This window comes from Streptomyces sp. NBC_00576, assembly GCF_036345175.1.
In the GTDB taxonomy this organism is placed as follows: domain Bacteria; phylum Actinomycetota; class Actinomycetes; order Streptomycetales; family Streptomycetaceae; genus Streptomyces.
Window position 1 is genome coordinate 5,250,231 of the sequence record NZ_CP107780.1, and the last position, 23,516, is coordinate 5,273,746.

At 69.7% G+C, this 23,516-nt stretch carries 19 protein-coding genes; 9 read left to right on the forward strand and 10 right to left on the reverse strand.

All coding sequences use genetic code 11. The features are described 5' to 3' along the window. Positions 1-54 precede the first annotated feature (54 nt). Entirely contained in the window at positions 55-2,265 is a 2,211-nt protein-coding gene (locus OG734_RS22505; RefSeq protein ID WP_330289324.1) for a YncE family protein, read from the reverse strand. Between the two features lie 228 nt (positions 2,266-2,493). Then, the gene (locus OG734_RS22510) at positions 2,494-2,964 is read right to left on the reverse strand and encodes an SseB family protein (RefSeq protein WP_330289325.1); all 471 of its coding nucleotides are present in this window, start codon (positions 2,962-2,964) and stop codon (positions 2,494-2,496) included. Positions 2,965-3,194: 230 nt separating this feature from the next. Between OG734_RS22510 and OG734_RS22515 the strand changes: the two genes are divergently transcribed. The 5 genes from OG734_RS22515 (at position 3,195) to OG734_RS22535 (ending at position 8,487) form a co-directional block, all read left to right on the forward strand. Continuing rightward, on the forward strand, positions 3,195-4,064 hold the full coding sequence (locus tag OG734_RS22515) for an intradiol ring-cleavage dioxygenase (RefSeq protein WP_330289326.1): 870 nt from the start codon (positions 3,195-3,197) through the stop codon (positions 4,062-4,064). A 163-nt stretch (positions 4,065-4,227) separates the two neighbouring features. Further along, entirely contained in the window at positions 4,228-6,054 is a 1,827-nt protein-coding gene (locus OG734_RS22520) for an acyl-CoA dehydrogenase (protein ID WP_330289327.1), read from the forward strand. A 226-nt stretch (positions 6,055-6,280) separates the two neighbouring features. Continuing rightward, positions 6,281-7,603 (forward strand): M18 family aminopeptidase, encoded by a 1,323-nt coding sequence (locus OG734_RS22525; RefSeq protein ID WP_330289328.1) that lies wholly within the window; start codon positions 6,281-6,283, stop codon positions 7,601-7,603. A gap of 111 nt (positions 7,604-7,714) precedes the next feature. Next, positions 7,715-7,933 (forward strand): DUF6458 family protein, encoded by a 219-nt coding sequence (locus OG734_RS22530; protein ID WP_330289329.1) that lies wholly within the window; start codon positions 7,715-7,717, stop codon positions 7,931-7,933. Positions 7,934-8,001: 68 nt separating this feature from the next. Next, positions 8,002-8,487 carry an LURP-one-related/scramblase family protein gene (locus OG734_RS22535; protein ID WP_330289330.1) on the forward strand — a complete coding sequence of 162 codons (486 nt, stop codon included), beginning with the start codon at positions 8,002-8,004 and terminating at the stop codon, positions 8,485-8,487. 154 nt (positions 8,488-8,641) lie between these two features. On the opposite strand, the gene OG734_RS22540 is transcribed toward OG734_RS22535, so the two are convergent. Further along, positions 8,642-9,439 carry a carbon-nitrogen family hydrolase gene (locus OG734_RS22540; RefSeq protein ID WP_330289331.1) on the reverse strand — a complete coding sequence of 266 codons (798 nt, stop codon included), beginning with the start codon at positions 9,437-9,439 and terminating at the stop codon, positions 8,642-8,644. A 258-nt stretch (positions 9,440-9,697) separates the two neighbouring features. On the opposite strand from OG734_RS22540, the gene OG734_RS22545 reads away from it, so the two are divergent. Continuing rightward, positions 9,698-10,522, forward strand: a complete 825-nt coding sequence (locus tag OG734_RS22545) for a maleylpyruvate isomerase family mycothiol-dependent enzyme (RefSeq protein WP_330289332.1) — start codon at positions 9,698-9,700, stop codon at positions 10,520-10,522. 127 nt (positions 10,523-10,649) lie between these two features. Here the strand turns inward: OG734_RS22545 and OG734_RS22550 are convergent, their stop codons facing one another. Both OG734_RS22550 and OG734_RS22555 read right to left on the reverse strand, forming a co-directional pair. Then, positions 10,650-12,023 carry an MFS transporter gene (locus OG734_RS22550; RefSeq protein ID WP_330289333.1) on the reverse strand — a complete coding sequence of 458 codons (1,374 nt, stop codon included), beginning with the start codon at positions 12,021-12,023 and terminating at the stop codon, positions 10,650-10,652. Next, complete coding sequence (locus tag OG734_RS22555) at positions 12,020-12,682, reverse strand: GntR family transcriptional regulator (RefSeq protein WP_330289334.1); 663 nt, start codon at positions 12,680-12,682, stop codon at positions 12,020-12,022. The genes OG734_RS22550 and OG734_RS22555 overlap by 4 nt, the downstream gene beginning before the upstream one ends. A gap of 312 nt (positions 12,683-12,994) precedes the next feature. Here OG734_RS22555 and OG734_RS22560 point away from each other — a divergent pair, with 312 nt between their 5' ends. Beyond that, positions 12,995-13,900 carry a D-alanyl-D-alanine carboxypeptidase family protein gene (locus tag OG734_RS22560; protein WP_330293752.1) on the forward strand — a complete coding sequence of 302 codons (906 nt, stop codon included), beginning with the start codon at positions 12,995-12,997 and terminating at the stop codon, positions 13,898-13,900. Between the two features lie 86 nt (positions 13,901-13,986). Here the strand turns inward: OG734_RS22560 and OG734_RS22565 are convergent, their stop codons facing one another. The 4 genes from OG734_RS22565 to OG734_RS22580 all read right to left on the reverse strand — a co-directional run bounded on the left by OG734_RS22565 (position 13,987) and on the right by OG734_RS22580 (position 18,234). After that, the gene (locus tag OG734_RS22565) at positions 13,987-15,429 is read right to left on the reverse strand and encodes a dihydrolipoamide acetyltransferase family protein (protein WP_330289335.1); all 1,443 of its coding nucleotides are present in this window, start codon (positions 15,427-15,429) and stop codon (positions 13,987-13,989) included. A gap of 10 nt (positions 15,430-15,439) precedes the next feature. After that, entirely contained in the window at positions 15,440-16,459 is a 1,020-nt protein-coding gene (locus OG734_RS22570; RefSeq protein ID WP_330289336.1) for an alpha-ketoacid dehydrogenase subunit beta, read from the reverse strand. Between the two features lie 2 nt (positions 16,460-16,461). Then, entirely contained in the window at positions 16,462-17,778 is a 1,317-nt protein-coding gene (pdhA, locus tag OG734_RS22575) for a pyruvate dehydrogenase (acetyl-transferring) E1 component subunit alpha (RefSeq protein WP_330289337.1), read from the reverse strand. Positions 17,779-18,066: 288 nt separating this feature from the next. Next, positions 18,067-18,234, reverse strand: a complete 168-nt coding sequence (locus OG734_RS22580) for a hypothetical protein (RefSeq protein WP_330289338.1) — start codon at positions 18,232-18,234, stop codon at positions 18,067-18,069. A gap of 125 nt (positions 18,235-18,359) precedes the next feature. On the opposite strand from OG734_RS22580, the gene OG734_RS22585 reads away from it, so the two are divergent. Next, a complete protein-coding gene (locus OG734_RS22585) occupies positions 18,360-19,754 on the forward strand; it encodes a phosphotransferase (RefSeq protein WP_330289339.1) in 1,395 nt (464 codons plus the stop codon). Positions 19,755-19,889: 135 nt separating this feature from the next. On the opposite strand, the gene OG734_RS22590 is transcribed toward OG734_RS22585, so the two are convergent. Further along, positions 19,890-21,500: a protein kinase domain-containing protein gene (locus tag OG734_RS22590; RefSeq protein ID WP_330293753.1), complete on the reverse strand. Its 1,611-nt coding sequence runs from the start codon at positions 21,498-21,500 to the stop codon at positions 19,890-19,892. A 347-nt stretch (positions 21,501-21,847) separates the two neighbouring features. Between OG734_RS22590 and OG734_RS22595 the strand changes: the two genes are divergently transcribed. Beyond that, a complete protein-coding gene (locus tag OG734_RS22595; RefSeq protein ID WP_330289340.1) occupies positions 21,848-23,503 on the forward strand; it encodes a protein kinase domain-containing protein in 1,656 nt (551 codons plus the stop codon). Positions 23,504-23,516: the final 13 nt, after the last annotated feature.

A 23,516-nucleotide genomic window follows, 5' to 3' on the forward strand; every position in this document is an offset into this window, starting at 1 on the left:
CGGAGGGCATTCCCTCCGGGCCTTCGCAGCCGATCCAGGATCGGCCAGTTACTGCTAGTTACTGAAGTACAGGTACTTCCAACCACCGAACGTCGTCGTGTTCACGTTGTCGCCGGAGGCGCCGTCGACGTAGACCGACCGCATCCGGGCCCGGATGCCGGACTCACCGGGCGCCCCGAGTTCCACGGCCGACTTGCCGTTCCTGTCGATCCCGAAGTACTGCGAGTCCAGGGAGTACCACGCGCCCTCGAAGAAGACCTGCAGGTCGAAGCGCTGCTCGCGGCCCGGGAAGTAGGGCATCGAGGTCGTCAGCAGCGGGCTGGTGTTCTTGTGGAACCAGTAGTACGAGGTCGAGCCGATCTTGGCCGTCTTGTAGTGCCGGGACACGGCCGTGGAGATACGCACCCGCGCGTACGCCGTGACCTTGGCCGACTTCGGCGCGAAGCGCGCGTCACCCTTGTAGACCGCGGTGATGGCCGTGTCGCGGGTCATGTCCACGGTCACCGCGAGGTTCCCGGCCGAGTTGACCCGGGCCGACCTGATCAGCTTCTTCGGCTTGTCGGTGCCGTACGGGTCGACCCAGATCTCGACCGTACGGTTCTTGTACGTGCTGCCCAGGTGCGCGGTGAACCGGACGTCGGTGCCGTAGTTGTAGAGCTTCTTGTTGTTGTTCAGGGTCAGCGTCGGCGCCGTACGGGAGACCGCGACCTTGTCGGAGGCGCTGGCCGCGACGTGCGCGGCGTCGCCCGCGTACGCCACCTTGTAGGTGACCGTGCCGCCGGCCGGCGGGTAGTCCGTGAACGAGTAGGTGCCGTTCGACTTCACCGCGACCGACGGCAGCGTCCTGCCGTTCGGGGCCTCCATGTCGGTACGGGTGACCTTCAGCTTGACGCCGGCCGGCAGTGCGACGGACGCCGACAGCTTGCCGGACACCGTGAGCTTCTTGGCGCGGGTCGCCTTCGTCGGAGCGTTCACCGTCAGGGTGGGGACGTTCTTCGTCGGCTCGGTGAGCGCCTTGAGGGTGTACCCGTTGCCGTTCCCGACCAGGGCGAAGATCCGGGAGGCGTCCGGCGCCCAGACCAGGTCACCGGTGCCGTACGCGCCGGTCGAGTACGTACGCAGCGGCCTCGTGGCGTTCGGCCGGTAGACCGCCACCTTGGTGCCGTTGACCTGGGCCACCAGGCCGTTGGGGGCGATGTCGGCGCGCTGGCCGCCCGGATAGGCGCCCGCCTTGGTGAACGTCCCGTTCGCGTAGGCGTCCCGGTCCGTGCCGTCGGCCAGTACCTGCCGGGCGCCGGGGACGAGGTCGATGTCGCCGAGGCCGTCGTTGAGCGAGTAGTCGCCGTTGTGCCAGGCGGTCAGCCGGGGCGTCGGTCCGGAGACGTCCACGACGGCCATCGAGGACGTGGAAAGGCCGGTCTCACCGACGGCCAGCAGGCCGGGCGCCGACGTGCTCGCGTCGAGCATCGCCTGGCCCCACATGCCGATGGTGTCCCCGGGGAACTGGTCCATCGACACCTGGCCGACTGCGGCCGCGGTCGCGGCCCGGCCCGTCACTGTCGTCGAGGTCTCGGCGGAGTTCTCGGCGGAGGAGTCGGACGACGCGCCGGCCGAGGAGTCCGCGGAGGTCTCCGGGGAGGGGGAGGGGGACTCGGCCGAAGGGTCGGCCGACGGCTCCGTCGTGGGCTCGGCGGTCGGCTCCGTGCTCGGGTCTGACGGGTCCGGTGCGGGCGACGTCGGCGGTTCCGACGGCGGCTCGGTCGGCTCCGGCGTGGGCTCGGTCGGAACCGGTGTCGGGTCCGGGTTCTCGCTCGCCGTCGGGTCGATCGAGCCCAGGTTGCCGTCCCACTGGTCGCCGTAGCTGAACCAGAGCTTGCCGCCGGCGAAGGCGAGGTGGCGCGGGCCGGTGTCGGTGGGAATCGAGTAGCGGGCCTTGATGTTCAGAGTGGCCGGGTCGAGGGCCACGATCTGGTTCCGGGCGGGCAGGGCCGCGTACAGGGTGTGTCCGTCGTCGGACAGCGCCAGGTCGCTGATCGAACCGAGGCCGTTGACGCTGTCGACGACGGTGCCCGAGTAGTTCGCCGCCACTACCCGGCCGTTGCCGGTGTCGCCGACGAAGACCCGCTTCAGGGTCGAGTCCGCGACCATGCCGCCGGGCGAAAGCACGGTGGCGACGGCCGCCGAGGCCGTACCGGTGGTCGCGACGCTCAGAGCCACCGAGCTGAAGAGGACGGCGAGTGCCGTCGCGGTCGAAGTGCTGCGCATACGCACAGTGATGAACCCCCACAAGAGAACCCGGAGTCACACCGGGAGCTGAGAGCGCCGCGCGACACCCAAACGCCACCGCCGAAGCGGTAGCCAGTGGGGCGCGGCTGCCAGAAGGAACCCTATGGCATGCCTGTGACAATCGCAGCGGGGATTTCCAGCGCGGGAGAGGGGATTTTCGGCGCCCGGGGAGGGAGGGCGGAAGGCGGGAAAAGCGGAGGCCGGCCGTCAGCCGTACATCCTGCGCATCGCGAACTCCACCATCTGCTCGACCGCCTTCGCGTCGAACACCATGCGGTGCTCACCCTCCATGTCCACGACGAAGCCGTAGCCGGTGGGCAGCAGGTCGATGACCTCCGCGCCGGTGATCACGAAGTACTTGGACTCCTTGCCGGCGTAGCGGCGCAGCTCCTTCAGGGAGGTGAACATCGGGATCACCGGCTGCTGGGTGTTGTGCAGCGCCAGGAATCCGGGGTTGTCGCCGCGCGGGCAGTACACCTTCGACGTGGCGAAGACCTGCTGGAAGTCCTCGGCCGACATCGAGCCCGTCGTGAAAGCGCGCACCGCGTCCGCGAGGGACGGCGGGGACGGCTCGGGGTACAGCGGCGGCTGCTGGCCGTACCCGCCCGGCATCTGCTGCTGCGGCTGGGCGTACTGCTGCTGCTGCGCCCCAGCGGCGTTCTGGTCATAGCCGTACATGGGCGCAAGAGTACCGAGAGCGCGGCGGAAGCGGGGCGGGCCGGTCCGGTCCCCCTGTTCGCGCCCTCCGCGGCCGAGCACTCCACCGGAAGCTCACAGGTACGGTGCCGGTTTCGCACAGCGGACACTCATACGGTTGGCCTCGACAAAGAAACCATCATGCGGCGGCAAAGCCCGGGCAATCACCGGCGGGCACGGCCCAGGCACAGCACGGACAGAGGGAGACGGCCATGAGCGGACACGGGCAGCACGACCACGGTGACCACGAGGATCACGAGACGCACGAGCACGACAGGGGCCTGTCCTACGACTTCCCCGTCCTCGCGCGCCGCCGGATGATCCGGCTGCTGGCCGGCGCGAGCCTGGTGCCACTGGTGGGCTGCACCGCCGACGACGACCCCGCGTCCTCATCTGCCGCCGCCTCCGGCACCCCGTCCAGCGACACGGCCGCCTCCTCGTCGGCCTCCGAGTGCGCGACCATCCCGAACGAGACCGCCGGCCCCTACCCGGCCGACGGTTCGAACGGGGTGAACGTGCTGAAGGAGAGCGGAGTCGTCCGCGGCGACATCAGGTCCAGCTTCGGGAACTCGGCGGGCGGTACGGCCGAGGGGGTGCCGCTGACCGTCACGCTCACCATCGTCGACGCGGCGTCCGGCTGCGGGACCCCCAAGGCCGGCGCGGCCGTCTACCTGTGGCACTGCGACCGCGCGGGCGACTACTCCCTCTATACGGAGGGAGTCACCGACGAGAACTACCTCCGGGGCGTCCAGGAGACGGACGACAAGGGCCAGGTCACCTTCACGAGCATCTTCCCGGGCTGCTACACGGGCCGCTGGCCGCACATCCACTTCGAGGTATACGGCAGCCTGGAGGACGCGACCGCGGCCACGTCGATAACGAACACCTCGCAGCTGGCGTTCCCGAAGGACGTCTGCGACACGGTGTACGCGACGGACGGCTACAGCCGGAGCGTGGAGAACCTCGGGGAACTCTCCCTGGACTCCGACATGATCTTCAGCGACGGCTACGACCACCAGCTGGCCGCCATGGAAGGCAGCGCGGACAAGGGCTACACGGCCACCCTCACCGTTCCGGTCTAGACCATTTGGGAAGATCTCCGGCGCGTTACGCGTCACACCTGACCGGTAGGGGTTGCGCCTTATTACCGACGGGTAGCATCATCGTGGAAGGTAGCTACTAGTTGGTATGCGAATTAGGCGCGAGGAGCCAGTGCCTCGCCGATCTCTCTACGGAGCAGTCGCCATGGGGCACTACAAGTCGAATCTCCGCGACATCGAGTTCAACCTCTTCGAGGTCCTCGGGCGCGACAAGCTGTACGGCACGGGTCCGTTCGCGGAGATGGACGCGGACACCGCCAAGAGCATCCTCGAAGAGATGACGCGCCTCGCGGAGAACGAGCTGGCGGAGTCCTTCGTCGACGGCGACCGCACCCCGCCGGTCTTCGACCCCGCGACGAACACCGCGCCCGTACCGGCGTCCTTCAAGAAGAGCTACAAGGCCTTCATGGAGTCGGAGTACTGGCGCCTCGGCCTGCCCGAGGAGATCGGCGGCACCACCTCCCCGCGCTCCCTGATCTGGGCGTACGCGGAGCTGCTGCTCGGCTCGAACCCGGCCGTGTGGATGTACGCCTCCGGCCCGGCGTTCGCCGGCATCCTCTACGACGAGGGCAACGACGTACAGAAGAAGATCGCCCAGATCGCGGTCGACAGGACCTGGGGCTCCACCATGGTCCTCACCGAGCCGGACGCCGGCTCGGACGTGGGCGCCGGCCGTACCAAGGCGGTCCAGCAGGAGGACGGCTCCTGGCACATCGAGGGCGTGAAGCGGTTCATCACCTCCGGTGAGCACGACATGGAGGAGAACATCCTCCACTACGTCCTCGCGCGGCCGGAGGGCCACGGCCCCGGCACCAAGGGCCTGTCCCTCTTCCTCGTACCGAAGTACCTCTTCGACTTCGAGACCGGCGAACTCGGCGAGCGCAACGGCGTGTACGCGACGAACGTCGAGCACAAGATGGGCCTCAAGGCCTCCAACACCTGCGAGATGACCTTCGGCGACCAGCACCCGGCCAAGGGCTGGCTGATCGGCGACAAGCACGACGGCATCCGCCAGATGTTCCGGATCATCGAGTTCGCCCGCATGATGGTCGGCACGAAGGCCATCTCGACGCTGTCGACCGGCTACCTCAACGCCCTGGAGTACGCCAAGGAGCGCGTCCAGGGTCCGGATCTCGCCAACTTCATGGACAAGACGGCGCCCAAGGTCACCATCACGCACCACCCGGACGTCCGCCGCTCGCTGATCACGCAGAAGGCGTACGCCGAGGGCATGCGCGCCCTGGTGCTCTACACGGCCTCCGTCCAGGACGAGATCCAGGTCAAGGAGGCGGCGGGCGAGGACACCGCCTCGCTGGAGGCCCTCAACGACCTCCTGCTCCCGATCGTGAAGGGCTACGGCTCCGAGAAGGGCTACGAGCAGCTCGCCCAGTCGCTCCAGACCTTCGGCGGCTCCGGGTTCCTCCAGGAGTACCCGATCGAGCAGTACATCCGCGACGCCAAGATCGACACCCTGTACGAGGGCACGACCGCGATCCAGGGCCAGGACTTCTTCTTCCGGAAGATCGTCCGCAACCAGGGCGCGGCCCTCAACTCCCTCGCCGAGGACATCAAGAAGTTCCTCGCGCCGGGCACGGGCGGCGAGGACCTGGCGGTGGCGCGCGAGCAGCTCGCCAAGGCTGCCGTCGAGCTGGAGGCGATCGTCGGCCTGATGCTGACGGACCTCGCGGCGACCGAGCAGGACGTCAAGAACATCTACAAGGTGGGCCTCAACACCACCCGCCTGCTGATGGCTTCGGGCGACGTCGTCGTCGGCTACCTGCTCCTCAAGGGGGCCGCCGTGGCCGCCGAGAAGCTGGCGACCGCATCCGCGAAGGACGTCCCGTTCTACCAGGGCAAGATCGCGGCGGCGAAGTTCTTCGCGGCCAACGTCCTCCCGGGCGTCACCGGCGCCCGCAAGCTCGCGGCCGGCGTGGACCTCGACGTGATGGAGCTGGACGAGGCGGCCTTCTAAGGCACTTCGGTACGAGGAAGAGCGGCAGGCCAAGCACGGCGGCCCGGACCCGGGTTCACTCTCGGGGCGGGCCGCCGTCCTGCTGAACCGGGACACATCCCCACGGTCCGCCCGGTGTCCGGAAACTGACTCCCGAGCAGGGCCTGTCCGGCCTTCACAGCCCCGTTACGAGAGCCCGCTCACCATCCCAGGGAGCGGGCGCTATTACGTCGTTAAGGTGAACCCCATGAGCGCACCCCACCGCTTCGACCGCGGCCTCACCGACGACCTGATGTCCTTCCTGGCGGCGAGTCCGTCGCCGTACCACGCTGTGGCGAACACCGCCCAGCGACTGGAGAAGGCCGGCTTCCGCCAGGTCGCCGAGACGGACGCCTGGGACGCGGAGACATCAGCGGCTTCCGCCGCGGGGAGCGGCGGCAAGTACGTGCTGCGCGGCGGCGCGATCGTGGCCTGGTACGTCCCCGAGGACGCCGCGCCGCACACCCCGTTCCGGATCGTCGGCGCCCACACCGACTCCCCCAACCTGCGTGTCAAGCCGGTGCCGGACCTCGGGGGACACGGCTGGCGCCAGGTCGCCGTGGAGATCTACGGCGGACCGCTGCTCAACTCCTGGCTCGACCGCGACCTGGGGCTGGCCGGCCGCCTCACCCTCCGGGACGGCACGTCGCGTCTGGTGAACATCGACCGGCCCCTTCTGCGAGTCCCCCAGCTCGCCATCCATCTCGACCGTGCCGTGAACACCGACGGGCTGAAGCTCGACAAGCAGCGCCATCTGCAGCCGATCTGGGGCCTGTCGGACGACGTCCGCGAGGGGGACCTGATCGCCTTCCTCGAACAGGAGTCCGGGCTGGCGCCGGGCGAGGTCACCGGCTGGGACCTGATGGTCCACTCCGTCGAACCGCCCGCCTACCTGGGCCGCGACCGGGAGCTGGTCGCCGGCCCGCGCATGGACAACCTCCTGTCCGTACACGCCGCCACGGCGGCACTGGCGGCCGTGGCCACAAGCTCCGACGAGCTTCCGTACATCCCGGTCCTCGCCGCCTTCGACCACGAGGAGAACGGCTCGCAGAGCGACACGGGCGCGGACGGCCCGCTGCTCGGCAGCGTGCTGGAGCGTTCGGTGTTCGCGCGGGGCGGATCGTACGAGGACCGGGCAAGGGCGTTCGCGGGCACCGTCTGTCTCTCTTCCGACACGGGCCACGCCGTCCACCCCAACTACGCGGAGCGCCACGACCCGACGCACCACCCACGTGTCAACGGCGGCCCCATCCTCAAGGTCAACGTCAACAACCGCTACGCCACGGACGGTTCGGGCCGCGCGGTGTGGGTCGCGGCCTGCGACAAGGCCGACGTCCCGTTCCAGAACTTCGTCTCCAACAACTCCATGCCCTGCGGCACGACGATCGGCCCGATCACCGCCGCGAGGCACGGCATCAAGACGGTCGACATCGGCGTGGCGATCCTGTCGATGCACAGCGCGCGGGAGTTGTGCGGCGCAGACGACCCCCACCTGCTCGCCAACGCGCTGGTGGCGTTCCTGGAAGGGTAGTTGCGCAGCCGCGCATACCTGTCCCACGTCCGGGCACCCGGAAGCGACCGGACCAACCGGAAACCCCGGAACGACCGGAAACGACCGGACCCGGACAGGGAGGCAACACTCATGAGCCTCGGCGGATGCATCATCCTCATCGCCGTGGGAGCCATCCTCACGTTCGCGACCGACTGGGAGATGGAGGGGGTCAACCTCGACCTGGTCGGCGTCATCCTGATGATCGTCGGGCTGATCGGCGCCCTCACGTTCCGCAGCGTCGCGCGACGCCGGCGGGTACTGATACCGCCCTCGACGACCGTGATCGACGAGGACCGGCACCACGGCTGACCGGCTGTACTGCGCCCATCGGCGTATCGGCGGCGTTTGGGACGCGGTGGCGGGGAAGCGGTGAGTACATGAGATTCCTCGTACGCGACCGGCTGCTCGGCATCGGCGACGACTACTGGATCGAGGACCAGCACGGCAACAAGGTGTACCTGGTCGACGGCAAGGCGATGCGGCTGCGGGACACCTTCGAGCTGAAGGACACGCAGGGGCGGGTGCTGATCGACATCCACAAGAAGATGCTCGCACTGCGGGACACGATGGTGATCGAACGGGACGGCAACCCGTTGGCGACGATCAGACGCAAACGCCTCTCGCTGCTGCGCAACCACTACCTGGTGTCGCTGGTGGACGGCACGGAACTGGACGTCAGCGGCAAGATCCTCGACCGGGAGTTCGCGGTCGACTACGACGGCGAACTCCTCGCCCAGATCTCGCGCCGCTGGCTCCACGTCCGGGAGACGTACGGGGTGGATGTCGTACGTGACGACGCGGATTCGGCGCTCCTGATCGCGGTGGCGGTCTGCGTGATCCACCTGGCGGAGAAGGAGGGTTAGTTCAGCCCGTCTGGGGTCCCCCCTCTGGGGGAGTTTGAGGACAAGGCCCGTTCAGGGCCGTAAGCGGGGGTCTGGGGGCGCAGCCCCCAGGTTCGGGATGGGGGACGGGTAGGGGCGGCGGGGCGAAACACCCCACGGCCGCCCCGGCACCACGTCAGCCGCGACGCGGTACCGCTACCCCCAGCACCCTGTCCTTCAGCGCCGGGAACACCTCCCGCGTCTCCCCCACCTTCGCGGGCTCGAACTCGACCCGCAGAATCTCCTCGCCCGCACCCGCCTCCCCCAGCACCTCACCCCACGGATCAACCACGATCGAGTGACCGGCCTGCGGAACCCCCGCATGTGTCCCGGCCGTTCCACACGCAAGGACGTACGCCTGGTTCTCGACCGCCCGCGCCTGAGCCAGCAACGTCCAGTGGGAGCGCCGCCGCTCCGGCCACCCCGCCGAGACGACGAGCGTCTCGGCACCCGCGTCGACAAGACCGCGGAAGAGCTCGGGGAAACGGAGGTCGTAGCAGGTGGCGACGCCAACTGTCGTCTCGGGCAGGGAAACGGTCACCAGTTCCGCCCCCGCCCCCATCAGCACGGCCTCGCCCTTGTCGAAGCCGAAGCGGTGGATCTTGCGATAGGCGGCGGCCAGGTCACCGGCGGGGGAGAAGACGAGGGAGGTGTTGTACAGGGGACCCTCAGGATCCCGTTCCGGGATCGAGCCCGCGTGCAGCCACACGCCCGCGTCGCTCGCCGCCTTCGCCATCGCCTCGTACGTCGGACCGTCCAGCGGCTCGGCCTCCGTCGCGAACTGCTCGTACGCGAAAGCCCCCGTCGTCCACAGCTCGGGCAGAACGACGAGGTCCGCACCGGCCTCGGCCCGCACCAGCGAGGCCACACGCCGCCGACGCGATTCGACCGATTCGCCCTCATCTACACCGATCTGAATGAGCGAGGCGCGCACACTACCACCGTCCTGACATTCGAGCCGTTCACACGGGCCTACGATCGTCACACGAAAGCACTGCCGGGGTGCCTCACAGCAGCGTAACTTAACGTTCCAAGACACCCGCTGACAGCTATCCCGCCCGCGCCTTCGTACCCTACGAAACGACATACCGCCGCTGCCGCCACTGCCACCACCGCCGACAACGCCGTCGACACCCGCCGTCATCCGCCGTCACCACTGCCCGCGTACCGACCGCCCGAGGGGTCCCGTTCCGTGAGTCTGCATCCCACTCTCCAGCCCTACGCCGACGCCTGGACCCACTCCATCGAAGCGATAACCGAGCTGGTGTCACCGCTCGTGGAGGGCGAGTGGAACCGCCGGACCCCGTGCCCGGGCTGGTCGGTCCGTGACGTGGTCTCCCATGTCATCGGCATGGAGTGCGAGATGCTCGGCGACCCGCGCCCCATCCACACGCTCCCGCGCGACCTCTACCACGTCACCAACGAGCAGCAGCGCTACATGGAGATGCAGGTCGACGTACGGCGGCACCACACGGCCCCCGAGATGACGTCCGAGCTGGAGTACACGGTCATCCGCCGCAACCGCCAGATGCGCAACGAGTCACGGGAACCGGACGCGAAGATCCGCGGCCTCCACGGCCAGGAGACCGCCCTCAAGGACGCCATGCTCACCCGGGCGTTCGACGTGTGGGTGCACGAGCAGGACCTGCGTACCGCCCTCGGCCGGCCCGGCAACCTGGACTCGCCCGGCGCCCACATCGTGCGGGACGTGCTGCTCAGCAGGCTGCCGAAGGCCGTCGCCAAGGACGCGGGGGCGCCGCGCAGTTCGGCGATCGTCCTGGACGTGCACGGTCCCATCGAGTTCCTGCGCACGATCCGCATCGACATCAACGGCCGCGGCACCCTCGAAACCGCCCCGGCCCTCGGCCCCGCCGCCACCTTCGCCCTCGACTGGGAGACCTTCGTCCGCCTGGCCTGCGGCCGGGTGACCCCGGAGGCGGCAGCCGACCGCATCAAGGCAGAGGGCGACCCGGGCCTCACGGCGGCGATCCTGCGCCACTTCGCCGTGACGCCGTAGCTGCATTTTTCAGCCCCGGGCCGGGTATTCCCAGCCCGTCCGGCGTTTGAGGACGAGGCCCCTTCAGGGCCGAAGCGGGGGCCTGGGGGCGGCAGCCCCCAGAGACGCCCACACCAACACCCGGCACCTACACCGGAACGTGCACTGTAGAAACCCTGCTCACAACCAACCGCTCCGACTCCCGCCGCGCCGCCCGCTTCCGCAACCGCAGGATCTGGCTGACGCCAACCCCTTGCAACAGGAACACGAACGAGAACGCGACGGTGTAGTTGTCCCCGGTCGCGTCCAGCACCACGCCGACCGCGAACAGCGTCGTCATCGAGGCGACGAACCCGCCCATGTTGGTGATCCCGGAGGCCGTCCCCTGACGCTCGGGCGGATTGGCGGGCCGGGCGAAGTCGAAGCCGAGCATCGAGGCGGGCCCGCAGGCCCCCAGCACCGTGCACAGCAGCACCAGCAGCCACATCGGGTCGTGTTCGATGCCGGCCACCGCCGGGTAGGCGAGCGTCACCGCCCACATCACCGCCGTGATGCCCACCGTGCCCAGCGCCAGCGGCAGCCGCGCCGTGTGGTGCCGGGCGACGATCTGGCCGTACACCAGGCCGATCACCATGTTCGACAGCACGACCAGCGTCAGCAGCTCCCCCGCCGTGGCCCGCGTAAGGCCCTGCGCCTCGACGAGGAACGGCAGGCCCCACAGCAGCAGGAACACCATCGCCGGGAACTGGGTGGTGAAGTGCACCCACAGACCGAGCCGCGTCCCGGGCTCACGCCACGAAGCGGCGATCTGCCGGCGCACGTACGCGGCCCCCTGATGCGGGAACGGCTCCGGCTCGTGCCCGTCCGGGTGATCCCTGAGGAACAGGAGCATCAGCACCAGCACGACCACGCCCGCGACCGCGCTGCCCGCGAAGGCCGCCGTCCACCCGACGCCGTGCAGCAGCCGGGCCAGGACGAGCGTCGAGACGAGGTTGCCCGCCATCCCGGCCAGCCCCGCCAGCTGCGCGATCATCGGCCCGCGCCGCGCCGGGAACCACCGGGAACCCAGCCGCAGCACACTGATGAACGTCATCGCGTCGCCGCACCCGAGCAGCGCGCGGGAGGCGAGGGCGGTGCCGTACGAGGGGGAGAACGCGAACCCCAGCTGCCCGGCCGTGAACAGCACCACCCCGATGGTCAGCACCTTTTTCGTGCCGAGCCGGTCGACGAGCAGCCCGACCGGTATCTGCATGCCCGAGTAGACGAGGAGCTGGAGGATCGAGAAGGTGGACAGCGCGGACGCGCCCACGTGGAAACGGTCGGCGGCGTCGAGTCCCGCCACCCCCAGGGACGTACGGAAGATGACGGCGACGAAGTAGACCGAAACACCCACGGACCAGACAAGGACGGCGCGGCGCCCACCTGGGGGTCCCCCCTCTGGGGGAGGATCGCCGGGCAGCGAACCGGGGCCTGAACCGGACGCTGAACCTGAACCGCCCTTCACAGCACCCTCGCGGCTCATCGGACCTCACCCCGCGCCAGGTTGGAGAACCAGCTGACGTGCCGGTGCACGATCGCGACCGCCGCCTCCGCGTCGCCCGAGCGCAGCGCGTCGAGGATCTCCCGGTGCTCGGTGAGCGTCTTGGTGATGCGGTCGGGGTGGGCGTGCATGACGGCGACGCCCATCCTCAGCTGCCGGTCGCGCAGTTGGTCGTACAGCCTGGAGAGGATCTCGTTGCCTCCGCTGCGGACTATCTCGGCGTGGAAGCAGCGGTCGGTCACGGCCGCGCCCGCGAGGTCCCCGGCGGCGGCCTGCTCGCGCTGTCGTTCGAGCAGTTCGGTGAGCCGGGCGATGAGCTGCGGCGAGGCGGGCACCGCCTTGCGGATGGTGTGCTCCTCGACCAGTTGCCGGGTCTCGACGACGTCCGCGATCTCCTGTGCGGAGACGGGCAGGACGAGCGCGCCCTTCTTCGGGTAGAGCTTGATCAGCCCCTCGGCCTCCAGGCGCAGCAGCGCCTCGCGCACCGGCGTGCGCGACACCCCGACGGCCTCGGCCAGTTCACCTTCGGTGAGCAGGGTCCCGCCTTCGTAACGGCGGTCCAGGACACCCTCTTTGACGTGGGTGTAGACGCGGTCGGCGGCGGGAGGTTGCTTCACGTGCGGCACGGCCAGGCTGCTCATGGCGACATCATAGATACATCACGTACGCATGAGGGCGGCCGTCCGCCATATGGACCGATCCCGTGGACCGATCCCCGCTCGGGGCGTGACGTCGCCGCACGGACAGCAGTTCAATCCCAGGAAGGGTCGCGGGAACCACGCAGCGCCATACGGCGTCCCTCGGAAAGGGAAAATCGGGGAACCCGCCTCAGCACGCGCACAACCAACTGTGCTAGTTACGAGTCACATGAGAGCGGCGTTTACGCCGACTCGGCCAACTCGGCCGCTCTCCAGTGGCATTCGGACGATTCAGACGCAATCGGGGTATTGAAGTTGATAACCGGCATCCAGGGCATCCGTTTCCGCAGAGCCGCAGCTGTCGTGGTCACCACCGGCGCTGTGCTCGCGACCGGAGCGCTCACCGCGGCGCCCGCGCAGGCCGCTGTGGCCGTTCCGACGATCGTCGCCAAGGGCGGCTATCTGATGAACAACGCCAACAGCACGACGCTGTACGGCAAGGCCGCCGACACCAAGCTGTCCACCGGTTCCACCACGAAGATAATGACGGCGAAGGTCGTGCTGGCACAGCCGAACCTGAACCTCAACACCAAGGTCACGATCCAGAAGGCGTACAGCGACTACATCGTCGCCAACAACGCCTCCTCGGCCCGGCTGATCGTCGGTGACAAGGTCACCGTCCGCCAGCTGCTGTACGGGTTGATGCTGCCGTCGGGCTGCGACGCGGCGTACGCGCTCGCGGACAAGTTCGGCACCGGCTCGACGCGTGCCCTCCGGGTGAAGTCGTTCATCGGCAAGATGAACGCCACGGCCCGGAGCCTCGGCATGACGAACACGAAGTTCGACAGCTTCGACGGCATCGGCAACGGGGCGAACTACTCGACCCCGCGCGACCTGACGAAGCTCGCCAGCAACGCCATGAAGACCGGCGCCTTCCGCGCGATTGTGAGGACGAAGGACTTCAAGGAGAAGGTCACCACCTCGAACGGTGGCACCCGTTGGATGGCGTGGGAGAACACCAACAAGCCGCTGATGAACGGCTACGCCGGCACCATCGGCATCAAGACCGGCTCCGGCCCGCAGGCCAAGTACTGCCTGGTCTTCGCCGCGACCCGCAACGGCAAGACGGTCATCGGCACGGTCCTCGCCTCCTCGTCGGTCGCCAACCGCACGGCGGACGCGAAGAAGCTGATGAACTACGGCTTCGCGCGCCTGGGCTGACACCCGGCACGCACGCATGACGAAGGGGGCCCACTCCGGTGGGCCCCCTTCCTCATGCGGTCACTCTCTTACGCCAGGGTGATGGGCTACGCCCAGGTGATGAGCTTCTTCGGCTGCTCCAGGATCGCCGCCACGTCCGCCAGCACCTTGGACCCCAACTCCCCGTCCACCAGCCGGTGGTCGAAGGAGAGGGCCAGGGTCGTCACCTGACGGGGCTTCACCTTGCCCTTGTGGACCCACGGCTGGAGCCTGATCGCACCGACCGCGAGGATCGCGGACTCACCGGGCGGCAGGATCGGCGTGCCCGTGTCGACGCCGAAGACGCCGACGTTCGTGATCGTCACCGTGCCGCCCTGCATGGCCCCGGGCGAGGTCTTGCCGTCCCGTGCCGTGGACACCAACTCGCCGAGTGCCGCCGCCAGTTGCGGGAGCGTCTTCTCGTGGGCGTCCTTGATGTTCGGGACGATCAGACCACGCGGAGTGGCCGCCGCGATGCCCAGGTTGACGTAGTGCTTGAGCACGATCTCCTGGTTCGCCTCGTCCCAGGACGCGTTGATCTCCGGGTGACGCCTGATCGCGACCAGCAGGGCCTTGGCGATCAGGAGCAGCGGGTTCACCCGCAGCCCCGTCATCCCGTAGTCCTCGGGGGCCCGCTTCAGCTCCTCCACCAGCTTCAGCGTGCGCGTCACGTCCACCGTCACGAACTCCGTGACATGCGGCGCCGTGAACGCCGAGCCGACCATCGCCGCCGCGGTCGCCTTCCGTACGCCCCTGACCGGGACGCGCGTCTCCCGCGTGCCGTCGTACGTGGTCACCGGCGCCGGTACGGCGGGGGCGGCCGGCGTCGCGCGCACCGGCTCGGGGGCGGCCGGTGCCACCGCCGCGTGCACGTCCTCGCGCGTGATGACGCCGTCGGGGCCCGACGGGGTCACCGTCGTGAGGTCGATGCCGAGATCCTTGGCGAGCTTGCGCACCGGCGGCTTCGCCAGTGGGCGGGCGGAGGCCACCGTGGCCCCTCCGGCGAGGGCCATGACATCACTGTGGCCGTTCAGCTCCTGCTGGACCGCCGCGGCGACCTCCCGGGCCGGGACCTCGGCGCCCTTGCGGGGGCGCCGCTTGGTCGAGGAGACGGCCACGCCGTAGCCGACGAGGACCGGCTGGCGGGCCTGCGGCTTCTCCTCCCCCGACGCTTCCCCGGGTGCCTTCGCGGGTGCTGCCGCCGCAGCCGTGGCCTTCTCGGCCTCCACGGGAGGCGCACCCCCGGCGCCGCCCGTCACGTCCACCGCGATGATCGACGTACCCACGTCGACCGTCGTGCCCTCGGGGAAGTGGAGTGAGCGCACGACCCCGTCGTACGGGATGGGCAGTTCGACGGCCGCCTTGGCGGTCTCGACCTCGCACACCACCTGGCCGTCGGTGACCGTGTCGCCCGGCTGGACGTACCACTTGAGGATCTCGGCCTCGGTGAGTCCCTCGCCCACGTCGGGCATGGTGAACTCGCGAACGGACGCGTCAGTCATTGTCGTCACGTCCCTCTCCTCAGTACGCAAGCGAGCGGTCGACGGCGTCGAGCACCCGGTCCAGGCTCGGTAGGTACTCGTCCTCGAGGCGCGCCGGCGGGTACGGGGCGTGGTAGCCGCCGACCCTGAGCACCGGGGCCTCCAGGTGGTAGAAGCAGCGCTCCGTGATCCGGGCGGCGATCTCCGCGCCCGAGCCGAAGAACACCGGCGCCTCGTGCACGACGACCAGACGGCGGGTCTTCTCGACCGAGGCCTGGACGGTGTCGAAGTCGAGCGGGGAGACCGACCGGAGGTCGAGGACCTCCAGGGACCGGCCCTCCTCGGCCGCCGCGTTCGCGACCTCCAGGCACAGCTTCACCATCGGGCCGTAGGCGGCGAGGGTGAGGTCGGTGCCCTCGCGGACCACCTGGGCCTTGTGGAGCGGGCCGGGAATGGCTTCGAAATCGACCTCGGCCTTGTCCCAATAGCGCCGCTTCGGCTCGAAGAAGATCACCGGGTCGTTGCTCTGGATGGCCTGCTGCATCATCCAGTACGCGTCCGAGGCGTTGGCCGGGGACACCACCTTGAGGCCCGCCACGTGCGCGAAGAGCGCCTCCGGGGACTCCGAGTGGTGCTCGACCGCGCCGATGCCCCCGCCGTACGGAATGCGGATGACGATCGGGAGCTTGATCTTGCCCAACGCACGCGCGTGCATCTTCGCGAGCTGGGTGACGATCTGGTCGTACGCCGGGAAGACGAAGCCGTCGAACTGGATCTCCACCACCGGGCGGTAGCCGCGCAGGGCGAGGCCGATGGCCGTACCGACGATGCCCGACTCGGCGAGCGGGGTGTCGATGATCCGGTCCTCGCCGAAGTCCTTCTGCAGACCGTCGGTGACCCGGAAGACACCACCGAGCTTGCCGACGTCCTCACCCATGATCAGGACCTTGGGGTCCGTCTCCAGCGCCTTGCGCAGCGATTCGTTGATCGCCTTGGCGAGGGCCATGCTCTTGGAAGTCACAGCCTTCGACGTCTGCGCTGTCACAGTCTCTGCCGCCATGGTCACGCCCCCTCCACATCCGTGAACGACGCCTGGTAGGCGGCGAACTGGGCCCGCTCCTCGTCCACGAGCGCATGCCCGTCGGCATAGGTGTGCTCGAAGATCGCGAAGGGGTCCGGGTCCGGCATGGCACGGACCACTTCGCGTACTCGCCTGCCCAACGACTCGCTCTCGGCCTCCAGTTCCGCGAAAAATCCCTCTTCCGCGTGGTTTGAGGCTTCCAAGTACGTGCGCAGGCGCGCGATCGGGTCCTTGGCCGCCCAGGCCGCCCGCTCGTCGTCGTGGCGGTAGCGGGTCGCGTCGTCGGAGGTCGTGTGGTCACCCATGCGGTACGTGTACGCCTCGACGAGCGTCGGTCCCTCGCCGTTGCGGGCCCGCTCCAGGGCCCACTTCGTCACCGCGAGGACGGCCAGCACGTCGTTGCCGTCCACCCGAACGCCGGGGAAGCCGTAGCCCTGCGCGCGCTGGTAGAGCGGGACGCGGGTCTGACGCTCGGTCGGCTCGGAGATGGCCCACTGGTTGTTCTGGCAGAAGAACACCACGGGGGCGTTGTAGACCGAGGCGAAGGTGAAGGACTCGGCGACGTCGCCCTGGCTGGAGGCACCGTCCCCGAAGTACGCGATGACCGCCGAGTCGGCGCCGTCCTTGGCCACGCCCATGGCATAGCCGGTCGCGTGCAGGGTCTGGGAGCCGATGACGATCGTGTAGAGGTGGAAGTTGTTGCTGTTGGGGTCCCAGCCGCCGTGGTTCACCCCGCGGAACATGCCGAGCAGGTTGGTCGGGTCGATGTCCCGGCACCAGGCGACGCCGTGCTCGCGGTAGGTCGGGAAGACATAGTCGTCGGGGCGGGTGGCGCGGCCGGAGCCGATCTGGGCGGCCTCCTGGCCGAGCAGCGAGGCCCACAGGCCCAGCTCGCCCTGACGCTGGAGGGCGGTGGCCTCGGCGTCGAACCGGCGGGTCAGCACCATGTCCCGGTACAGGCCGCGCAGGTCGTCGGCGGTGAGGGCGGCGACGTACGGGTCGTAGGCGGCGTTCTTGACGCGCCTGCCCGCGGGGGTCAGCAGCTGGACGAGGTTGGGGTCGGCGCCCGTCCCGGCCGTCTCCGCCGGCTTCGGGGCCGGCTTCTTGGTGGCGGCGCGTTTGGTGGTGGCGCGCTTCGCGGCGGCGGCCTTGGTCGCGGTGGCAGTGGCGGGCTGCGCGGCCGTGGCTGGTGCGTCGACGGCCGGTGCGTCGGCGCCCTGCGCGGTGGTGCGGGTGGTACCGGTCTTGCTTCCGGCGCTGCGTCGCGGTTTGCGCGCGGCAGTGCTCTCCACGGTCACGTGTACTCCTCCGTCGGTCCGGCCCCGGGGTTGCCGGGTAACCAGTGCGGTCACCTGTTCCCGAGACCCGTGCACGGGGTGGGTGCCGCTCGGCCGGGAACAGGCGTGACAGGCGCCCCGGCGAGCGTCCCGCAAAGCTCACGTTACCCAGTGCGTCATATTTCTATGAAACCCCCCTGACCTGCGATTTTGCTTGGAAATCCAAGTAAATTGAGCAAGTCGGGAAGGGGCCCTGGTCACAGCCTTGCAGGGGGCCGGAACAACGGCACGTTATCCCGCACACCCGGCTCACGGGAAGAGCCGGTATGTGAGACCGTCCGGGTGCCTGAAGGCCGAGAAATCACCGTATTTCTCCTCGATGACCATGAAGTCGTCCGCCGGGGAGGCCACGAAGGATTCCGGCCACCCACCCTTCGACGGCATCGTGGCGGGCGCGTCCAGCCCTCTGTGAATCAAACCTAAGTTCGATAAGGCGCTCTCCGCGATCGAAACCGACTGCCCATGACCGCCCACGGTCACCTGTGACTGCCTGCGACAAGCGCCCCGCTCACACGCCCGGCTCGTGCCCTAACATCTGGCGCGTGCCGCGCTCATCTGTACCACCCCTTGTGTCCCACGCGCCCCCTCTGGGCGCGCTCCTCCGCCAGTACTCCGCCGGGTCCGCGCTGACCTGCGCCCCCGTCGACCAAGGGCTGCTGAACCGCGGCTACCGGCTCGCCACCACCCGCGGCGACTACTTCCTGAAGCACCACTTCGACCCCGAGACCGCCGACCCCGCCGCGATCGCCCGTCAGCACCGGGCGACCCAGCGCCTCGCGGATCTCGGCGTCCCGGTGGCCCCGCCACTGCCCGGCCGCGACGGACGTACGGTCGCCGTCGTCGGCGGCCACGCCTACGCCCTGCACCCCTGGATCGACGGCCGCCACCGCCACGGCGGCCAGCTCAGCGGCGTCCAGTGCGGCCGGCTGGGCGCGTTGCTGGGCGTCGTCCACGCGAGCCTGGAACAGGTGATGCCGACGCGGGGCCGAACACCGGGCGAGCCGGGCGGAGACGGGCGCGAGGCCGCCGGACCGGGCCGGGCCGCCCCGCAGGGGGCGACCGCCGGTCTGGCGCAGACCCCCGAACAAGGCGGCGCAGGCGTGGTCGCCCAGCGGCGAGAGGCCGGACGAGGGGGAGAGGCCGGCCGACCGGGCGGAGTCGCCCACCACCGGGACGCCGCCCGGCGGAGCGGGTCCACCGACCGGAGCCGGACTGTCACCCCTGCCGAAGCCTCCGCGACGACCCCCGCCCCCGGCACCTTCGCCGAACCCCCGCGCTCAGCCGACCCTCACCGTCCCGGCCGCCCCCACGACCCCGCCGAACAGCGACAGCCTGCCGGTCCCGACAGCACCGCCGAGCCCCTGCCCGCCCCCTCGGCCGACCCCGCCGACACCTTCGCCCTCATCGACGACCTCCTGGCCCACGTCCGCCGCCACCACCCCACCGACGCCTTCGACGAGCTGGCCCGCCACCGGCTCCTGGAACGACGGGCGCTGCTGGAGCAGCACGCGGACCGGCGGCCCCCGCCGGGCGGCTCGGTGGGCTGGGTGCACGGGGACTTCCACCCGTTCAACGTGCTCTACAAAGGGGACGCACCGGCCGCGATCGTCGACTGGGACCGGCTCGGTGTACGGCCCCGCGCGGAGGAGGCCGTACGTGCCGCCGCGATCTTCTTCGTACGGCCCGCCGGCACGCTCGACCTGCCCAAGGCACGGGCATACGCGCGCGCGTACCGGCGCACGGCGGGGGCCGCGCCCTCCGAGCTGGCCGCCGCCGTGCACCGGGTGTGGTGGGAGCGCCTCAACGACTTCTGGATGCTGCGCTGGCACTACGAGCGGGGAGACACCCGAGCCGACTCCCAGTTCCCTGCCGCCTCGGCGCTCGCGGTGTGGTGGACACGGGAGTACGACGCGGTGTGCGAGGCGTTCGTGGACTGACGCCCACCGACGCCGACCCGGCGAACGGAACGCGCGCGTGAAGCCCTCTTCGGGCCGCACGCGCGCGTGGAGGCTGCTTTCCGTCAACCGGCCGACGGTTCGTTCCCCCGAAGGGGCGGTCGGCCGGTCAGGGGGTCAGGGGGTGGTCCCGCCGCCCTCCGTACCGCCGCTGTCCTCCTCGCCACCACCGTCGCCGGTCGGGTCCGCCGACGGCGTCGCCTCCTCCGACGGCTGCGACGCCGACACCGAGGGCTCCGCGCTCGTCTCCACGTCCGACGGGGTGGGCGACGGCTCGCTGGACGGGGTCACGGACGGTGTGTACGACGGTGTGGACGAGGGCGTCCAATTCGAGGACCCCGAACCCGAGCCGGTGCCGTCGTCCGTGGCGGTGTTCGACGGCTCCTCGGAGACCTCGTCGGTCGGGCTCGCCGAGGGGGCCTTGGTCGTCGCGGACTGCGAGGTGGCCGGCGACTCCGTGGTGCTGGGGCTGCCGCCCGGTTTGTTGCCGCCCTGAAGAGCGAGAGCGACGCCCGCCGTGACGGCGATCACGGCGAGGAACGCCAGTATCCACAGCTTGCCCCGGCCGCCGCCGCCCCGGTTGCCGTGTCCCTCGAAGCCGCCTTCGTCCCCGCCGCCGTACCCGGCGGGCAGGATCTGCTGGGGAATCTGGGTGGTACCGGCGTGGTCGCCCGGGTGGTTCATCACCGCGGTGCCCGCGAAGCCCCCCGAGGGGGTGTTCCGGCCGTCGTGCATGTCGACGGGCCCGGTGTTCCAGGTGCCGGTGTGGCTGCCCTGGTCGTACAGCATCTGCAGGCCGTACTGGATCAGCCCGCGCATCTCCTCGGCCGTCTGGAAGCGGTCGTCCGGCTCCTTGGCGAGGGAACGCATGACGAGCCCGTCGAGCTCCGGCGGCGCGCCGTCCGAGACCTGGGACGGGGGCACCGGAATGTCCTGGACATGCTGGTAGACCACGGACAGCGGGGTCTCGCCGGTGAACGGGGGCCGCAGCGCGAGGAGTTCGTACAGCAGACAGCCGGTGGCGTACAGGTCGGAGCGGTGGTCGACGGCCTTGCCGAGGGCCTGCTCCGGCGAGAGGTACTGGGGCGTGCCCATGACCATGCCGGTCTGCGTCATCGTCGTCGACGCCCCGTGCAGCGCGCGGGCGATGCCGAAGTCCATGACCTTGACGGCGCCGCCGTGCGTGATGATCACGTTGGCGGGCTTGATGTCGCGGTGCACGATGCCGTGCTGATGCGAATAGGCAAGCGCTTCCAGCACCCCGGAGACGATGATCAGGGCCTGCTCGGGCCCCGGCGCCTCGGCGTTGATGAGGAGGTCGCGGATGGTGCGCCCCTCGACGATCTCCATCACGATGTACGGGACGGACTGGGCGCCGCCCGCGGTGTAGCCGCCGTTGGACAGCGTGTCCTCGCCGGAGTCGTACACGGCGACGATCGAGTGGTGGTTGAGCCCGGCCACGGACTGGGCCTCGCGTGTGAAGCGGGCCTTGGAGATCGGGTCCTCGGCGAGATCGGCGCGGAGCAGTTTGACCGCGACGGTCCGCCCCAGACGCACGTCCTCGGCGGCGAACACCTCCGCCATACCGCCCCGGCCAAGTCTGTGGGTGAGCCGATACCGGCCGTCCCCGACCAGTCCGCCGTTACCCCACAACTCAGGCGCGTCTGACATACCGCCGCCTGCCGCCTCGGGGTCGGACGGGCCCTGAGCGCGCTGCTGTGCCATCAGTCCTCGCCGTCGTTTCTGCCCGCGGTGCGCGCGGTGTTGTTACGGTCTCCGTCGGCCACGCTACAGCCTCCGCGCAAGCCTCCGGTCCGGGAGGCGATCCCGGAGGAGCTCCGGAAGAAGCCCGGGTACGGGTCCCGGGCGGACCGGCCATCAAACCCGTTGCGGGTATCGTCGTGCAAATTCCGCACCCCATCCGTACAACCCCTGTAACGCTTCCGCGACGCTTCCTACCCGTACGGTCACGGAACGGGCACCGCGCTTGACGTGCCAGGGCCCTCCGGCAGACTGACCCGGAACGAGCCAATCGATCACGTGCGGCTGCGGAGAAGCCCGGGGGACGCTGACACATGAGCCAGGACGGCGCACACGGCCGGTATGCGGGGCACGCGCTCGCCGGCGGGCGCTACCAGCTGCGCGACCTCCTCGGCGAGGGCGGCATGGCCTCGGTGCACCTCGCGTACGACTCGGTCCTGGACCGGCAGGTCGCGATCAAGACGCTGCACACCGAACTGGGCCGTGAACAGGCGTTCCGTGAACGGTTCCGCCGCGAGGCCCAGGCCGTGGCCAAACTCACGCACACGAACATCGTCTCGGTCTTCGACACCGGCGAGGACGATGTGGCGGGAACCATGACCCCGTACATCGTCATGGAGTACGTCGAGGGCCAGCCGCTCGGCTCCGTGCTCGACGCGGACGTACGGCAGTTCGGGGCGATGCCCGCCGACAAGGCGCTGAAGATCACCGCGGACGTGCTGGCGGCGCTGGAGATCAGCCACGAGATGGGCCTGGTCCACCGCGACATCAAGCCGGGCAACGTGATGACGACCAAGCGCGGTGTCGTCAAGGTCATGGACTTCGGCATCGCCCGCGCCATGCAGTCGGGCGTCACGTCGATGACGCAGACCGGCATGGTCGTCGGCACCCCGCAGTACCTCTCCCCGGAGCAGGCACTGGGCCGGGCCGTGGACGCCCGCTCCGATCTCTACTCGGTCGGCATCATGCTGTTCCAGCTGGTCACCGGACGGCTGCCGTTCAACGCCGACTCACCGCTTGCGATCGCGTACGCGCACGTCCAGGAGCAGCCGGTCGCCCCCTCCTCGGTCAACCGCGCACTGCCCCCGGCGGTGGACGCGCTGGTCGCCCGCGCGCTGAAGAAGAACCCGAACGAGCGTTTCCCGAGCGCCGTCGCCATGCGCGACGAGTGCCTGCGCGTGGCCGCCTCCCTCCACCCGGCCGCCCCGAACATCGTCCCTGGCGCCCCCACGGCGAGCGGCGCGGGCGTCGCCTCCGCGGTGTTCCCGCCGGTCGACCAGGCGACCCCACCCGCACCGGGCCCCGTACAGACCCCGTACCAGCCGACCCCGCACCCTCAGAATCCCTACGGCCCCACTCCGCCCCCGGCGTACGCGCCTGTGCACACGCCCCCGCAGACACCGGCTCCGGCGTACGGCTATCCGCAGCAGGCCTCGTACCAGACGCCCGGCCCGTACGCCCCGCAGCACACGCCCCCGCCTGCCTCCGGAGGGGGGCGGAAGAGCAACACCCTGGTGATCGTGGGCTCGATCCTTGTCTCGCTCGCCGCCATCGGCGGGCTGATCCTCGCCCTGAACCTGGGCGGGGACGACACCGACAACGGCGGCGGGACCGGCAGCGGCAGCACCCCGAGCGCCTCGGTCTCGCAGACGACGGGAACGGGCTCGGGAACGGGCTACAAGGGGCCGGACCTGAGCAAGAAGATCGACGCGGAGGAGTGCTCGGAGGCGCGGGAGTCGTACACCGACCCGGACAAGATCCAGCTGCCCGACTTCCGCTACAAGAACCTGGCCTCGGTCAAGCTCTGTTTCCAGGCGGCCGGCTGGCGGATGAAGACCACGCCCTACGCCGAGAACACGTACGGCAAGGACCAGGTCATGGACCAGTTCCCCTCCGCGGGCGAGGACGTCGACCCGGAGGACATGCCGGTGATCGAGCTGAAGGTGTCGACGGGCTACCCGCCGTCCTGATCAGCGGTTGTTC

Bases quoted from the DNA above. Each gene is read 5' to 3' on its own strand.
- OG734_RS22505 (WP_330289324.1), bottom strand. From the start codon at position 2,265: ATGCGCAGCACTTCGACCGCGACGGCACTCGCCGTCCTCTTCAGCTCG.
- OG734_RS22510 (WP_330289325.1), bottom strand. From the start codon at position 2,964: ATGTACGGCTATGACCAGAACGCCGCTGGGGCGCAGCAGCAGCAGTAC.
- OG734_RS22515 (WP_330289326.1), top strand. From the start codon at position 3,195: ATGAGCGGACACGGGCAGCACGACCACGGTGACCACGAGGATCACGAG.
- OG734_RS22520 (WP_330289327.1), top strand. From the start codon at position 4,228: ATGGGGCACTACAAGTCGAATCTCCGCGACATCGAGTTCAACCTCTTC.
- OG734_RS22525 (WP_330289328.1), top strand. From the start codon at position 6,281: ATGAGCGCACCCCACCGCTTCGACCGCGGCCTCACCGACGACCTGATG.
- OG734_RS22530 (WP_330289329.1), top strand. From the start codon at position 7,715: ATGAGCCTCGGCGGATGCATCATCCTCATCGCCGTGGGAGCCATCCTC.
- OG734_RS22535 (WP_330289330.1), top strand. From the start codon at position 8,002: ATGAGATTCCTCGTACGCGACCGGCTGCTCGGCATCGGCGACGACTAC.
- OG734_RS22550 (WP_330289333.1), bottom strand. From the start codon at position 12,023: ATGAGCCGCGAGGGTGCTGTGAAGGGCGGTTCAGGTTCAGCGTCCGGT.
- OG734_RS22555 (WP_330289334.1), bottom strand. From the start codon at position 12,682: ATGAGCAGCCTGGCCGTGCCGCACGTGAAGCAACCTCCCGCCGCCGAC.
- OG734_RS22570 (WP_330289336.1), bottom strand. From the start codon at position 16,459: ATGGCGGCAGAGACTGTGACAGCGCAGACGTCGAAGGCTGTGACTTCC.
- OG734_RS22595 (WP_330289340.1), top strand. From the start codon at position 21,848: ATGAGCCAGGACGGCGCACACGGCCGGTATGCGGGGCACGCGCTCGCC.